Here is a 15,070-nt window from a genome sequence, read left to right on the forward strand (position 1 = left end):
TTTTATACTTATATTATAACGCTAAAAAGTTCAGTAGGGAACAATAATGCTCATAAATTTTTAATTAATCTTGGTAATCTTTTAAAACCCATTCATTAATCGCATAAGCAACGCCTGATTTAGCATTTGATTTAGTTACATATTTAGCAATTTTTTTCAATTCCGATTTTCCGTTTTCCATCACAACAGGACAACCTGCAACTTCAAGCATTGAACGGTCATTTTCTTCATCTCCAATAGCCATTACTTCATCCAAGTCAAAAGAAAGTTTCTCAGCCAAATGTTGAACTGCTGACCCTTTACTTGCTTTTTTATTCATGAATTCTAAATAAAACGGTGTTGATTTCACTACATTATATCGTTCAAAGAATTCAAAGGGAAGGTATGCAATTCCGTCATCAAGAGCCGCCGGTTCATCAACCATCATTACTTTAGCAATTTCTAAAGCAGCAATATCTTCGGGTTGGCGAATATAAAGTGGCATTTTAACCATTTGGGCTTCTTGGACAGTATATCTTCCGACATCGTGATTTGGAGTATAGATTCCCTCGCGAGTGATTGCGTGAATCGGCAGTCCGATTTTACGAGCAGCAGCATCTAAGTCAAGCCAATCTTCAGAACTCAAAGTTTCTTTGATAAATTCTTCACCAGTTGCTCGCTGAACCAACCCACCATTATAAGTAATAACATAATCACTTTGGTCAGTTAATTCAAGTGCTTTTAGAATATCAACAACACCAGGTAAAGGTCGGCCAGTTGTAATGACAATTTTAACGCCAGCCGCTTTAGCTTTTTTAACAGCCGTTTTTACTTCGGCAGTAATTTGGCGATTAGGGTCAAGTAAAGTTCCGTCAAGGTCAATAGCAACAAGTTTAATCATAAGAATTTCTCTTTCTATTTCTTTCAATTTATTAAATATTTAGCAATTATAGGTTGTCATCAAGTGATAATTGTTTACTGACAGAGTCGTCAGTATTTTCAGAGGCAGTAGAATTTCTGTCAGTAAAATTTTGATTAATCACCAAGCTGTCATTAACAATATACTTGGTAAATTCAGGATTTTCTAGCATAATTTTTGGAAAATAGAATCGGCTATTTCCATGAATTGTACCTGTCAAACTTTTAATAAGTGGAGAAAGTACTGACAGCTCTGTTAGCGAACCATTTTTTTGTAAAATATTAATTTCAGTCCGCGGTTTTTCAGAACTTGGTCGATAGAAATCATAAGGTAAATCATAATTACTATGAATACCAGTGTAATAGTCAGGATTAAAGCCTGCTTCTTCAACCAAAGAAGATAAAATTTCTAAATCTTCTAATTCTACAGTCTTGGGGTCAAAAGTAATTGATTTGAGTAAATGACGATTGACATAAGCAGAAGCTAAATCAGCGAGAATTTCATCATCATGACTCATCCAAACTTGAAAATAAGTGTTCATAACGCCATCATCAAGTCTTAAATAATCTTGTAAATTATGATTTTGCTCGAAAAAGGGAACGAGACAAGGACTTGATATCGCAAAATAGTCTGGCTGACTGGCATATAAAAACTTAGCCCGTGCGAGTAACTTTTGCAGTAAAACTTCCATTGAGCGTGAAGAAGCATGAAAATAAACCTGCATATACATTTGGTATCGACTGACAATATAGTCTTCAACTGCATGCATTCCTGAGTACTTAAAAGCAATTCCATTTTCCGTAGGAACAATCACTCTTAAAATCCAAGTTAAATCAAATTGTCCATAGACAGCACCAGTAAAATAAGCATCTCTAAGGAGATAATCCATGCGGTCAGCATCAATTTGACTTGAAATCAATTGAACAACTTGAGGATTAGAATATTCATGAGAAATAACAGAAGCTACCTTTTCAGGAAAATCAGGAGAGACTTTGCGTAAAATTCCATTAATTTCTGTATCAGGAGAAGTAATTATTTCTCGAGTGACCGCCTCGTGGTCTGTATTAAATAAACCTTCAAAAGTATGTGAATAAGCACCGTGTCCAACATCGTGTAATAAGGCTGCACACTGAGTTAAAAGATTCTCATCAGGATTCCATTCCAAAGGGAAATTCCGACTAAAATAATCAGTAATCCTTTTGGCAATGTGGTAAACACCCAAACAATGAGAAAAACGGGTATGCTCAGCTCCATGGAAGGTAAAGCTTGATGTTCCAAGTTGTTTAATTCGTCTTAAACGTTGGAATTCAGCAGTATCAATCAATTCTGAAATTACAGGATGATTCACTGTGATATAGTCATGAACTGGGTCACGAAAGACTTTTTCCAAAATAAAACCCCCTCTAGAATTTAAGGTCTATTCTCTATTAAAAATAAATCAGATTTTCCCTTATTTTATACTAATTATACCCTATTTTCTCCTAAAATGCAGACCCTCATCACCTTAATGTTTTTAGCACAGACTATGTTTTTAATATTCAAGGAATTATAGTAAAATATGATTATGGAAATTATAATTAGGAATAGAATTAAAATTGACCAGCAAGAAGAGTTGGTCAAAGAAATATATCAGGGAGAGTTGAAAAAAGGAGAACATCAGACCTTACTCAAGTATCAAAATGCTGCAAATGAAAAAGTTTTACTTAAATTTGATGAAAAAGAAGTGATAATGACCCGCTTTGCAAAGCGACCTATCAAAATGCATTTTCATCCAGAAATTCCAGGTTTAACTGAATATGAAGGTTTAGGAGAACTATCAATTCTGACAAATGCTTTAAGCATTGATCATGAGAGCAGGACAATTAAAATTAATTACCAACTTTCGCAAGGTGCCCAAAAAATAGCCGATTATCATTTGAGAATTGACTGGAGAGAGCAAAGTGTGGAAGGAGAAACAAATGGATAAAATTCATCTACCTAAAGAAATATATGAACGATTAGACCTTAAAGAAAACGAAGAAATTGAAATCGTCGATTTAGCGGCTGATAGTTTTACCATTCGAAAAATCAATGCCAGAAAATCAGATAAGGCGCCCAAGTGGTTTATTATTCCAACGATTATTTCTGCATTTATCTTTATTATTTTTGCCTTTGTCCTAAAGCATCCTCATGTTATCGCGCTTTCTGGAAATGAATCTTTGGCAACGGCGGTTATTACAATTGCTAATGCAATAGGGATGCTGACTTTTATTTCTGCTTATTTCTCTCGCAGAAAAGAATTTTATAAACAGATGACCAAAAGAAGTTACTGGCGGACATTTGCCACAGTCACTTTATCTGTTTTACTTATCGTCATTTTAGCATCGATGGGCCTTTTTTGGTTTTTAGGTCAAATTTTTTATGGTGTAAGTTTTGGACTCTTTACTTCCACCCTAATCTTTACTATTTTTTCTGGAATCATTAATTATGTCATGATTTTTGTTGTAGATACTTTTTCGATTAATATGATGGTAACAATGCTTTTAGTGGTTTCTATTGGTGGTTTCGTCTCAAGTATGGCCACCAATGGAAATCAGTACTGGTGGCAAAGGAATTTTAGTTTGCTTGGAACTCAGGCTTCACGTTCAAGCTGGCAATTTAATCTGACGTTAATTGTTTCGGCAGCCTTATTTGCAGCATTAATTGATTATATTTTTGTTTCATTAAGGCAAAAAGCGGGCAGTCATTATCGACAAAATATTTTGCAAGTTTTATTGACACTTTGTGCTATTTCAATTGCTTTAGTTGGATTAATTCCCAATGATCCAGGCTGGATGCATATTGCTCATGACATTGTTGCTCAATTAATAGTCTTATTTATGGCTATTTCGATACTAGGAATTCGTTGGTTTTTACCAAATGCTGATCCAAATTTATATCGTATGTCTTATTTTATTGTGGGTCTTATCTTAATCTCTTATGTTTTATGGCATCCTATTCATTATTTGACATTAACGGCTTTTGAAATTCTTTCTTTTAGCTTGTCTTTTGCTTGGTTACTCTTACTGGTAAATACTTTGATTAATATGCTTTGGAATACGAAAAAGATTTATAAAGTCTCGCTTAATTCTATAGAAGAAAAAAGTGAAAAATAAGACTTGAAAAGTAGAAAAAGAAGTAGTATAATAATATAGTTGTCTTTGTGAAGTCTCATAAAGTGCAACCGCACGAAGTTTCGTATTAAGTGGCATACGCCCACGAACAAAGGCGAGTCTAACAGTCGCTTGACTTAAAAGCGATGAAATCTAACAAGGAGGAATCACAATGTCAAACTATGCAATCATCAAAACTGGTGGTAAACAAGTTAAAGTTGAAGAAGGTTCAGTAATCTACGTTGAAAAACTCAATGTTGAAGCTGGTCAAACCGTTACTTTCGACGAAGTTATCTTTGTCGGAGGCGAAACAACTAAAGTTGGTGCACCACTCGTTGAAGGCGCAACTGTTGTTGGTGAAGTCGAAAAACATGGTAAGCAAAAGAAAGTTGTTACTTTCCAATACAAACCTAAAAAACACTCACACCGTAAACAAGGTCACCGTCAACCATACACTAAAGTTGTTATCAAATCAGTTAACGCTTAATTATGATTGAAGCTTGTATCAGGACAAAAAGAGACAAAATTGTTTCTTATGAAATCTCAGGACATGCTGAATCTGGCGAGTATGGACACGATGTGGTTTGTGCGGCGGTCAGCGTTCTATCAATTACAACGGCAAATAATATCTACGAGATGGCTCGCATTAAACCTGTGACTCAGATGGAAGATGGTTACTTGTATGTTGAAATTCCTTTGAGCATACCTGAAAAACAAGGCGTATTGGCTCAAACTTTGCTCGAAGCTTTTGCAAATTCGATGAAAGCAGTTGAGAAAAGCTATGGTCAGTACATTACACTTAAATTTGAAAATGGAGGGCAATAACATGCTTGAACTTAATCTGCAACTCTTCGCCCACAAAAAAGGTGGGGGTTCTACTTCCAATGGACGTGACTCACAAGCTAAACGTCTCGGTGCTAAAGCATCTGACGGTGAACTTGTAAGCGGCGGTTCAATCCTTTTCCGTCAACGTGGTACACATATCCATCCAGGTACTAACGTTGGCCGTGGTGGCGACGATACTCTCTTCGCTAAAATCGAAGGAACTGTTAAATTCGAAATGAAACGTGGTAAAAAACACGTATCAGTTTATCCAGTAGTGGCTAAATAAGAATTTTGAAACCTGTCTTTGACAGGTTTTTTTTTTATATATTAATGAATAAAGTCCTCTTGAGGGCTTTTTTTGTATCTTTTTAAATATATGCTAAAATATTTGAAAAAAAGATAAGGTGGTGCTATAATATTTTTATTATCAGTTATAGATTAAAAAGTTTGATAATTTCTTAAATCGATAATTGATTTATTTTAATTACTATAAAAATATACTTAACATAATGGTTGTTGAATTTTATTCAACTTAGAGCTAGGAGAAATAATGAATGATAAAGAACATCAACGTCATCGATTGATTTATCATACGAATGGAAAATCCTTAGAGGAAATAAATGGGACAGTAGAAGTACCTAAAAATGTTTGCTTTTTCAAAATGTTGCTAACTTATTCAGGACCGGGTGCCTTAGTTGCAGTTGGTTATATGGACCCAGGAAATTGGTCAACCTCAATAACTGGCGGACAAAACTTTCAATACTTACTGATTTCAGTCATTCTGATGTCAAGTTTAATTGCGATGCTCCTTCAATATATGTCGGCAAAATTGGGTATTGTCAGTCAAATGGATTTGGCTCAAGCTATAAGAGCAAGAACAAGTAAATCTCTAGGAATTGTTTTATGGATATTAACTGAGCTTGCCATAATGGCAACGGATATTGCAGAAGTAATTGGGGCTGCTATCGCTCTTTATCTTTTATTTAATATCCCATTAATCTTAGCGGTTTTTATTACAGTTCTTGATGTCTTTTTGCTTTTGTTATTGACGAGAGTAGGTTTTAGAAAAATTGAAGCCCTTGTTATCTGTTTGATTTTAGTCATTTTGGTCATTTTTGCTTATCAAGTCGCTTTATCAAATCCAGATTGGAAAGGAATTATTGAGGGATTTATCCCCAATAGCCGGACGTTTGCCTCTTCACCAACAGTGGCAGGGATGTCTCCTTTAACAGGGGCCTTAGGGATTATTGGTGCTACAGTTATGCCTCATAATTTGTATCTCCATTCTTCTATTTCACAAAGCCGAAAAATCAATCATCAGGATAAAGCAGATGTTGCTAGAGCGGTGAGATTTTCAACATGGGATTCTAATATTCAATTGACAGTGGCTTTTGTTGTGAATTCCCTCTTGTTAATCATGGGAGTTGCCGTATTCAAAACGGGCGTGATTGATGATCCATCATTCTTTGGTTTATATGATGCCCTCTCTAATCCAACTGTTTTAAGCAATGGACTGCTTGCTGATGTAGCAAAAACAGGAGCTTTATCCACTTTGTTTGCCGTAGCTCTTCTTGCTTCAGGACAGAATTCTACTATTACAGGGACTTTAACGGGTCAAGTTATTATGGAAGGCTTCATTCATATGAGAATGCCAATGTGGGCCAGAAGATTAGTAACACGTTTGCTTTCAGTTGTTCCAGTATTGATTTGTGTCTCTATGACAAGAGGACAAACTTTGAAAGCACAGCATGAAGCAATTAATAATTTGATGAATAATTCTCAAGTTTTTCTAGCTTTTGCTCTACCTTTTTCAATCATTCCTTTGTTGATGTTGACTAATAGTAAAAAGGAGATGGGTGATTTTAAAAATAATTTGATTATTAAATGTTTGGGCTGGTTTTCAGTTATTGCTTTGACCTATCTTAATTTGATTGGTTTGCCAGATCAAATTGCCAACTTTATACCTCATAATCTTGGACTATCTCATCTTATTTCTGGTTTTCTTATTTTGGGAGTTCTCTTTTTATTAATTTGGACAATCGTAGAACTTTATCGAGGAAATAAAAAAATGATGGCTTACTAAAATTGATTTAACTCTATTTTAAAATAGAGTTTTTCTTTATATTCAGTAAGGTGTGATTTAAATTAAAATATGAAATGTGCTATAATGTAAGAAAATGATTAATGGAGATTGTGTATTTGACTAAAAATTCAATTGAATTTAAACTAGAAAATCCAGAAGATGCAAGTCTACTTTTTGGGGTACAAGATAAATATTTGAAGTTAGTTGAATCTCAACTAGGGGTTGAGATTAATTATCGTGGCGAAACGGTTCAAATCGTTTCTGAGGATGAATTGACAAGGGAGCGAGCTCGTAAAGCCCTCCAAGCTCTGCAGGTACTAGTAGGTCGAGGAGTTCCAGTTCATGCGTCAGATGTCATTATTGCAATAAAGATGGTTTTAAATGATGATATTGAAAATTTCACTGCACTTTATGAAGTTGAACTGACGAAAGATGCAGCTGGAAAGTCAATTCGACTAAAAAATCTGATTCAAAAAACTTATGTTGATTCTGTCAAACATCATGATATTGTTTTTGGAATTGGACCAGCTGGAACAGGGAAAACGTTTTTAGCTGTTGTGATGGCTGTTCAAGCATTACGTAATGGTCAGGTGAAACGAATTATTTTGACAAGACCAGCTGTAGAAGCTGGTGAAAGTCTTGGGTTCTTACCAGGTGATTTGCAAGAAAAGGTTGATCCTTATTTACGACCAGTTTATGATGCCCTTTTCCAAATTTTAGGAAAGACGGCAACTGAACGAATGATGGAACGAGGAATTATTGAAATTGCTCCGCTTGCTTACATGCGCGGTCGTACGCTTGATGATGCCTTCGTCATTTTGGATGAAGCACAGAATACAACAACGATGCAGATGAAAATGTTTTTGACTCGACTCGGCTTTAATTCTAAAATGATTGTTAATGGAGATATTTCACAAATTGACTTACCTAATAAAGTAAAATCAGGTTTGATTGATGCCAAAGATAAATTAAGTCATGTGAAATCAATTGATTTTGTTTATTTCATGGCAAAAGATGTCGTTCGACATCCAGTTGTTGCTGAAATTATCAAAGCCTATGGTGATGAATAGTTTGGGACTTTTGTTAATGTCAGATTGATCAAATTTCTAGATAAGAAGGAAACAATAATGGCCGAAGGTTATGTCATGGATTTGCGCAAAAAAATTGGGCATGTCCCAATGGTAATTGCATGTGCAAGCTTGATTATTTATGATGAAAATCGTGGAATTTTACTTCAAAAACGGGCAGATAATGGGAAATGGTGTTATCATGGTGGGTCAGTTGAACCGAATGAAAAGGTTGAAGAAGCAGCGAAACGTGAACTCTATGAAGAAGTTGGCTTAAAAGCTGGAAAAATTAATTTGTACACTGTCGCTTCTGGGACAGAACAACACTTTTTCTATCCTAATGGGGATGAAGTTCATATTGTTGATACTGTTTTTACTTGTAATGATTTTTCTGGAGAGATTCTTTTAGAAGAATCAGAGGTTCTTGACTGTCAATGGTTTGCCTTTGATAATCTGCCAGAAGATATATTAATTGCCACAAGAGGTCCCATTTTGTCCTTTTGTAAGGAAATGTTGCAAAAAAAGGCTGACAGAAAGTAATTGTTGATTGTAAGTGACAGATTGAATGAGAAATTCTCTGACAGTTCTGTCTGTCATTAAAATTTACTGACAGAATAATAGAAATAGCTAAAATATTGAGCTACTTAGGGCTATTTTATGAATTATTGTCAGTAATTAAATAAGGAAAAAAATGTACGTAGAATTAGTTGATGAAACAGGCCAAGTGCCAAGTGAGATTATTGAACAAACCAAAGAAGTTTTAGCTTTTGCTGCTAAAAAACTGAACTTGAAAGAATCAACAGAAATGTCAGTAACTTTTGTTGATAATGCTCGTTCACATGAGTTGAATTTGCAATATCGCGAAACTGACCGACCAACCGATGTTATCTCATTAGAATATAAACCTGATGAATCAGAATTTTTCTTTGATGAAGATATGGAATTACCAGAGGAATTGTTGGAAGAAATGGATCCATTTATTGGTGAATTGTTTATTTCAATAGACAAGGCTGCTGAACAGGCTGCTGATTATGGTCACTCGATTGAACGTGAATATGGTTGGTTAGCTGTTCATGGCTTTTTGCATATCAATGGTTATGACCACTACACACCAGAAGAAGAGTCAGAAATGTTTGGTTTGCAAGAGGAGATTTTAACTGCCTATGGACTCACAAGATAAAGATGTAAAACTCTTTAAGAAAAAGGATTTTAATAATGGTAAAAGACCTGTTCAAGAGGATAGGGCCCGTTGGAAAAATCCTAATTTACTTTCGAGTTTAGACTTTGCACTGTCTGGAATTTGGACAGCTTTTAAAGAAGAACGTAACATGCGTAAACATGCTTTGGCAGCCTTTTTAGCTATTGTTTTTGGTCTCGTTTTTCAAATTTCAGAATTTGAATGGCTCTTTTTGTTGTTGTCAATTTTTCTAGTTTTTATGGCAGAACTTTTTAATTCTGCAATCGAAAATGTGGTGGATTTAGCATCAGATTACCAATTTTATATGCGTGCAAAACGAGCCAAAGATATGGCAGCTGGGGCAGTTTTAGTTATTTCGGGATTTGCATTGATTGTTGGTCTGATTGTATTTTTACCTAAAATTTGGCATCTTTTCTTTTAGAGGATAAGCGGAAATGGATAGAAAAAATGATTTTCTAAAAATATTGAAAAAGAACTCCGAATTGATGTTCATTTTGGATGAAGTTTCTGTTTTAAATTTGCCTAATTATTATCTAGCCGCAGGAAGTGTCTTTCAAACGGTTTGGAATTATTCTGACGGAAATAATTTAATGACAGGAATTCACGATATTGATATTGTGTACTTTGATAAAGAGATTTCTGCTGACAGCTCTGCTAAAAATGATAAAAAGTTAGAAAAAGTTTTATCTGAAAAATTTCCCTATCAATTTGATATTCATAATGAAGCATACATGCATCTTTGGCATAATGGAAATAAAGTACCGTATAAAAACACAGAAAATGCGATTGAGCGTTGGATTGCTACGGTTCATGCTGTAGGCATAAGTGGTAATTCACGCAATATTGAAATTTTTGCTCCCTACGGCTTAGAAGATATTTTTACTAAAACAATTCGGCCAATTTATCATGTCGATAATAATCGAATACTTTATGAAAATAAGGTTGCTAGGTGGCAAGAAAGATTTAGTAATTTAAAGATTATTGAATGGTCAGATGAAATAAAGAATTTATAAAAAGCTGAAAGGCTTTTTTATTTGATTTATGATTAACGGCAGAGAGAAAAGCTCCTTATTTCATGAACACCAGCTTCTTTTAGAATTTGTGATGCGTGATATAAGGTGGTACCTGTTTTTGATTTCTCTAACTGCCTGACACATTGCTTTGGATTTTCCGTAATGAAAAAAACTAACTAAGCCTGTTGGACGTTCAGGACTACGACCCACACGTCCAGCCATTTGTATCAGTGCGGATTTAGTGAAGTTTGGGTGCTCACTGTTGATGACAAAAACATCAACATTTGGAAAAGTGACTCCCCGTTCAAGAATTGAAGTCGCTATTAAAATGGTAATTTCTTTATTTCTAAAAGCTTTAACAATTTCCAATCTATCTTTTGTTGTTGAAGCAACGGAAGTAATTTTTTCTTTAGGAAATTTCAATTGTAGTTGTTTTGCAAATTCTTGTCCAAATTCAATTTCAGCAGCAAAAATAAGAAGAGGAAAGCCACTATTTCTTTGCTCAATTAATTTCTTATCAAATTTATTTTTCCAAAAAAATTTAGGCACCACTAAAGGGAAATTGTGAAAACGACGCGGGAGAAACAAAGGATAGAGTTTTTGCTTTTTTATATCTTTTTCAAGTTTGTCAGTAGAAGTTGCGGTCAAATATATTAAATTTCCTTCTATTTTTCTTGCTTTTTCTGCCGCAAAATAAAGCATTTCATTATCTCTAAAGGGAAAGGCATCAACTTCATCAATAATCAGCAAATCAAAAGCTTCCTTGAAACGTAAAAGCTGATGACTGGTCATTATTATTAATGGAGCTCGGAAATAGTTGTCGCCATCATGATATAAGAGTGGAATCTTACAGGAAAAATCACGTGATAATCGCTGATGAAGTTCAAGACAAACATCAATTCTTGGACTAGCTAGACCAACAACCCCACCGCTTTCTAAAATTTGCTCAATGACTTGATAAATCATTTCAGTTTTTCCAGCTCCAGTCACAGCTTGGACAATTATTTGCTGATGAGAATTAATTTCCTGACAGAGGGCATTTGAAATTGATTTTTGATTCTCTGTCAGTTTTCCCGACCAGTTTATATATGATTTCTTTGGGAAATTCTTTTGTGGCAGAAAGTACAAGAATTCATCGGAGCGGACTCGACCTAATTGAATACAACTTGGACAGTAAAATACACCAATTGGAAGTTTGACAGAATTTTTTATATGAACAGTCCCACAACGGTTGCATTTTATTTTATTGGAAGAAATTGAAGTCATTCCCAAATTTGGATTCACCTTCGCTTCTAACAAAAAATTACTAAAAATTTTACTGACAGAAATCTTGTCAGTACTTTTTATAAGTTGTAAAATATCATTTTTTAATAATAAACGGCCAAATAACTTTTCTTGATTAGTGCTCATACTATTCTATACGAAAATGCTGTTAAAATGTAACAAAATTTGTTAAAATCAGTAGCATGACTATCACTATAAAAACTGATTTTATCAATGAAGAGGAAATCAAAAAATCACGATTTATTTGCCATTTGAAAAGAATTTCATCTGAAGAAGAAGCGCGTGATTTTATTGCGAAAATCAAAAAAGAACACTGGAAAGCCAATCATAACTGCTCGGCCTATACATTAGGTGACCGTCAAGAAATTCAACGAACAAGTGATGATGGAGAGCCGTCAGGGACTGCTGGTGTTCCGATGCTTGAAATTTTAAAGAAAAAAGAAATAATCAATGTTTGTGCCGTTGTTACTCGGTATTTTGGTGGAATAAAATTAGGTGCTGGTGGTTTAATTCGTGCTTATGCGGGCAGTGTAAATCATGCCATCGAAGCTGTTGGTTTAGTTGAATTTATCAATCAACGTGAGCTTATTTTAAACCTTGATTACAGCCTCTATGACAGCTTACAGCGCTTTTTAATTGACCAAAAAATCAAAATTTCGGATAGTGAGTTTTTGTCGGATATCAAAGTAAAATGTTTTATTGACGAAGAAAAGGTTGACGAAGTCATGAATTTACTGACAGAAACTTTTAATGGAAAAATAATCATGAAAAAAGGGGACAGTCAACAAGTAGAAGTTGAATTCCTGTCATAAAATATTGATTTTAAAAAGGGAGAATTCCCTTTTTATTTATATCATAACTGATAAAGGTTTCTGTTTAAGTTAAATCAGTTAAAATACTAAAAGAACAACAATCGAAAACCTATTTTCTTAAGAAAGGAGAAAAATGACAAAAAAATTAGCACAGCTTTTATTTTTCATTTATATATTAGGACTGGTTTGGCTGGTATTATTTAAACTTTCTTTTCATCCATTTGCTTTTCTTGAAATGACGAATACAAGAAGTCTTAATCTGACACCTTTAGCCATGTCCGGTGGTCGTCGCGAGGTTTTATTTAATATTCTAGCTTTTATTCCTTTTGGTATTTTATTGACTATGAATGCACCAAAAATCTCCTTTTTAAATAAATTGGCAATTTCCATTTTATTAAGTTTTTCATTTGAAAGTCTACAATATCTTCTTGCCATTGGTGCAACGGATATTACTGACCTCATCACTAACTCACTTGGAGCCTTACTTGGAATAAGTTTCTATTATTTACTCATAAAAGTCTTTTCAAAAGCAAAAGTCGACCTTATTTTGACAATTTCTTTTACGATTTTGCTCATTTTTACGATAATCTTTATCAAGCAAAGCATAGTTCTAGGCACAGTGAGAGTGTAAAAAGTATGTTAGAATAGATGAGAAGATTATTTTAGAAGAGGAGACCTATGAAAATATTCAGAGGCTCATTTATTGTTAGTTTAATTGCCCTAATTATCGCATTTGTTTATGCCGGGTGGAATGGACTTTTTATTACGCTTATTCTTGCTGTTCTAGAAATTTCCTTATCTATGGATAACGCTATTGTGAATGCACGTATTCTCGAACGAATGAGTTCTGCATGGCAAAAAGCTTTCTTAACCTTAGGGGTTTTGATTGCCGTTCTTGGAATGCGTTTGATTTTTCCACTCTTGATTGTTGGAGTGTCAGCCCAAATTGACCCTATCAGTGCTTTAAAATTAGCTTTAGAAAAGGGAAATCCCAATACAGTAGGAACCTATGGTTATATTTTGCACCATGCTCATCCACAAATCGCAGCTTTCGGTGGAATGTTTCTATTGATGCTAGCCTTAGGATTTTTCTTTGATGAACGGGCACATACTTGGCTTAAAATACCAGAGAAAATCCTTCAAAAAATTGGAAATTTTCCGGCAGCAAATGCAATTATTTCCATTATTTTGCTTTTAATCACATCGGAATTTATTGCTAAAGATGCTCACGCTGTTTTATTTGCTGGAATTTTAGGAATCCTAACTTTCATGCTTGTTGACGGTTTTGGAGAAACGATGAGTCATAGCAAAGCTGCAAACACAACAAGTAGTGTGGTTGCGACTGGTAAGGCTGGACTTGCTTTATTCTTATATTTGGAAGTAATAGATGCTTCATTTAGTTTTGATGGGGTAATAGGTGCCTTTGCAATTACAGCAGACCCGATTATTATTCTTTTAGGATTAGGTGTGATTGGAGCGATGTTTGTAAGAAGTCTAACGCTTTATCTTGTTCAAAAAGGAACATTGAATGACCTTGTATATCTTGAACACGGAGCACATTGGGCCATTCTCACGCTTGCATTTTTAATTTTAGCAAGTATCAAATGGGAGATTGGTGAGGTTGTTACAGGACTTCTAGGAGCTGTATTTATTATTCTTTCCTTTATTTCGAGTGTGATTTATAATCGAAATCATTAAAAAGATGACGGAAGTCATCTTTTTATTTTTAGAAAAAAGTTTAAAACACAATATATTGTGTTTTTTATGATAAAATATAGATATTAAATACTATATATAGGTTTGGTTGTGATAATGAAACTTAGCATTTTACATATAAATAATACTCATCTCACCCTTGATAAGGATTTTTCTTTAATTAATAAAATCAAAGAAGAAAATAAAAAAAGAGTCATAGAAACTTTAGTTTTAGGAGATGGAAATAGCATTTTTAATAACATTGAGCACAAAAATGATGAGCAAGACCTCCTGAATACCTTTCCTTTTGATGCGACGACATTGGGAAGTCATCAATTTGATGAGGGTTCAAAAGGAATAGTGGAAAATCTAAATAAAATAAATTTTCCAATTTTAGCCGCTAATGTTAATTTTGAAGATGATAAACTTTTAAATCCTTTAGTAAAAGAAAGAAAATTTATTCCTTATCTCCTTAAAAATACAACATCAGGTAAGAAAATAGGAATATTTGGTTTGACAACAATGGATATTGTTTATCGCTCACATCCGAGTGCGGAGACTATCTTTTTTAACCCTTTTGATAAGGCAGATTTCATAGTTAAAAGATTAAAGAACCTTGGAGTTGATGTTATTATTTTATTAAGTCAACTTGGAGAAGAAATGAACCAAATGTTAGCTCAACAATTTTTAGAAATTGATATTATTATCGATAAACCCGTAGGGACATCAGGAAAAAAAGTTGAAAAATGCGGAAATACACTCATTATTCAATCTGAAACTGATAACTATTCTCTTATAGAATCTGAAATCAATATTGATGACGAAGGCAATTTACTTTTTATTCAAGAAAATAATTATGTTTGAATATGATAGATAAAACCAGAAAATTGATACCAAATAAGACAGAAGTAAGGTCATCAGTTTATTTTGCCTTGACAAAATGGGAAAATAGAGCTAGAATTTATAGGTAGCGACTCGAAGATAGTGAAAGTTCGAGAACAATAATGGCTTAACTTAAAACTGTAATGAACACAAATAAAGTAAAAAATAAAGGTGGAACCGTG

18 protein-coding genes and 1 other annotated feature are annotated in these 15,070 nt (G+C 34.0%); of the genes, 15 read left to right on the plus strand and 3 right to left on the minus strand.

What is annotated here, in order from left to right; translation table 11 throughout:
* Positions 1-64 precede the first annotated feature (64 nt).
* Together yidA and PYW37_RS05475 are read right to left on the minus strand one after the other, a co-directional pair.
* Positions 65-880 (minus strand): sugar-phosphatase, encoded by an 816-nt coding sequence (yidA, locus tag PYW37_RS05470; RefSeq protein WP_003130632.1) that lies wholly within the window; start codon positions 878-880, stop codon positions 65-67.
* A 46-nt stretch (positions 881-926) separates the two neighbouring features.
* The gene (locus PYW37_RS05475) at positions 927-2,288 is read right to left on the minus strand and encodes an HD domain-containing protein (protein WP_023189347.1); all 1,362 of its coding nucleotides are present in this window, start codon (positions 2,286-2,288) and stop codon (positions 927-929) included.
* A gap of 168 nt (positions 2,289-2,456) precedes the next feature.
* Here PYW37_RS05475 and PYW37_RS05480 point away from each other — a divergent pair, with 168 nt between their 5' ends.
* The 11 genes from PYW37_RS05480 to PYW37_RS05530 all read left to right on the plus strand — a co-directional run bounded on the left by PYW37_RS05480 (position 2,457) and on the right by PYW37_RS05530 (position 10,215).
* Entirely contained in the window at positions 2,457-2,864 is a 408-nt protein-coding gene (locus PYW37_RS05480; RefSeq protein WP_023189346.1) for a YwiB family protein, read from the plus strand.
* On the plus strand, positions 2,857-4,032 hold the full coding sequence (locus PYW37_RS05485; RefSeq protein WP_017864425.1) for a DUF998 domain-containing protein: 1,176 nt from the start codon (positions 2,857-2,859) through the stop codon (positions 4,030-4,032). Before PYW37_RS05480 ends, PYW37_RS05485 begins: the two co-directional genes overlap by 8 nt.
* A gap of 56 nt (positions 4,033-4,088) precedes the next feature.
* Positions 4,089-4,162 (plus strand) — a sequence feature (ribosomal protein L21 leader region).
* Between the two features lie 39 nt (positions 4,163-4,201).
* Complete coding sequence (gene rplU, locus PYW37_RS05490) at positions 4,202-4,516, plus strand: 50S ribosomal protein L21 (protein WP_003130644.1); 315 nt, start codon at positions 4,202-4,204, stop codon at positions 4,514-4,516.
* A gap of 2 nt (positions 4,517-4,518) precedes the next feature.
* Complete coding sequence (locus PYW37_RS05495; protein WP_012897702.1) at positions 4,519-4,854, plus strand: ribosomal-processing cysteine protease Prp; 336 nt, start codon at positions 4,519-4,521, stop codon at positions 4,852-4,854.
* Between the two features lies 1 nt (position 4,855).
* Positions 4,856-5,140 carry a 50S ribosomal protein L27 gene (rpmA, locus tag PYW37_RS05500; RefSeq protein ID WP_003130646.1) on the plus strand — a complete coding sequence of 95 codons (285 nt, stop codon included), beginning with the start codon at positions 4,856-4,858 and terminating at the stop codon, positions 5,138-5,140.
* A gap of 264 nt (positions 5,141-5,404) precedes the next feature.
* Positions 5,405-6,937 (plus strand): Nramp family divalent metal transporter, encoded by a 1,533-nt coding sequence (locus PYW37_RS05505; RefSeq protein ID WP_023189345.1) that lies wholly within the window; start codon positions 5,405-5,407, stop codon positions 6,935-6,937.
* Positions 6,938-7,038: 101 nt separating this feature from the next.
* The gene (locus PYW37_RS05510) at positions 7,039-8,007 is read left to right on the plus strand and encodes a PhoH family protein (protein WP_003130649.1); all 969 of its coding nucleotides are present in this window, start codon (positions 7,039-7,041) and stop codon (positions 8,005-8,007) included.
* Positions 8,008-8,064: 57 nt separating this feature from the next.
* Positions 8,065-8,544 (plus strand): NUDIX hydrolase, encoded by a 480-nt coding sequence (locus PYW37_RS05515; RefSeq protein ID WP_003130650.1) that lies wholly within the window; start codon positions 8,065-8,067, stop codon positions 8,542-8,544.
* Positions 8,545-8,695: 151 nt separating this feature from the next.
* Complete coding sequence (gene ybeY / locus PYW37_RS05520) at positions 8,696-9,184, plus strand: rRNA maturation RNase YbeY (protein ID WP_003130652.1); 489 nt, start codon at positions 8,696-8,698, stop codon at positions 9,182-9,184.
* The gene (locus PYW37_RS05525; protein ID WP_003130653.1) at positions 9,168-9,623 is read left to right on the plus strand and encodes a diacylglycerol kinase family protein; all 456 of its coding nucleotides are present in this window, start codon (positions 9,168-9,170) and stop codon (positions 9,621-9,623) included. Before ybeY ends, PYW37_RS05525 begins: the two co-directional genes overlap by 17 nt.
* Positions 9,624-9,636: 13 nt before the next feature.
* On the plus strand, positions 9,637-10,215 hold the full coding sequence (locus tag PYW37_RS05530; RefSeq protein ID WP_023189343.1) for a nucleotidyltransferase family protein: 579 nt from the start codon (positions 9,637-9,639) through the stop codon (positions 10,213-10,215).
* 60 nt (positions 10,216-10,275) lie between these two features.
* Here the strand turns inward: PYW37_RS05530 and PYW37_RS05535 are convergent, their stop codons facing one another.
* Complete coding sequence (locus PYW37_RS05535) at positions 10,276-11,625, minus strand: ATP-dependent helicase ComFA (RefSeq protein WP_025017173.1); 1,350 nt, start codon at positions 11,623-11,625, stop codon at positions 10,276-10,278.
* A gap of 56 nt (positions 11,626-11,681) precedes the next feature.
* On the opposite strand from PYW37_RS05535, the gene PYW37_RS05540 reads away from it, so the two are divergent.
* From PYW37_RS05540 to PYW37_RS05555, 4 genes are all read left to right on the plus strand, one after another.
* Positions 11,682-12,311 carry a YigZ family protein gene (locus PYW37_RS05540; protein WP_003130660.1) on the plus strand — a complete coding sequence of 210 codons (630 nt, stop codon included), beginning with the start codon at positions 11,682-11,684 and terminating at the stop codon, positions 12,309-12,311.
* 133 nt (positions 12,312-12,444) lie between these two features.
* A complete protein-coding gene (locus tag PYW37_RS05545) occupies positions 12,445-12,942 on the plus strand; it encodes a VanZ family protein (protein WP_023189340.1) in 498 nt (165 codons plus the stop codon).
* A gap of 47 nt (positions 12,943-12,989) precedes the next feature.
* On the plus strand, positions 12,990-14,009 hold the full coding sequence (locus tag PYW37_RS05550) for a DUF475 domain-containing protein (protein WP_012897709.1): 1,020 nt from the start codon (positions 12,990-12,992) through the stop codon (positions 14,007-14,009).
* Between the two features lie 114 nt (positions 14,010-14,123).
* Positions 14,124-14,870 carry a bifunctional UDP-sugar hydrolase/5'-nucleotidase gene (locus PYW37_RS05555; protein WP_023189339.1) on the plus strand — a complete coding sequence of 249 codons (747 nt, stop codon included), beginning with the start codon at positions 14,124-14,126 and terminating at the stop codon, positions 14,868-14,870.
* Positions 14,871-15,070 lie beyond the last annotated feature (200 nt).

The organism is Lactococcus lactis, from assembly GCF_029023865.1.
Classification (GTDB): domain Bacteria; phylum Bacillota; class Bacilli; order Lactobacillales; family Streptococcaceae; genus Lactococcus; species Lactococcus lactis.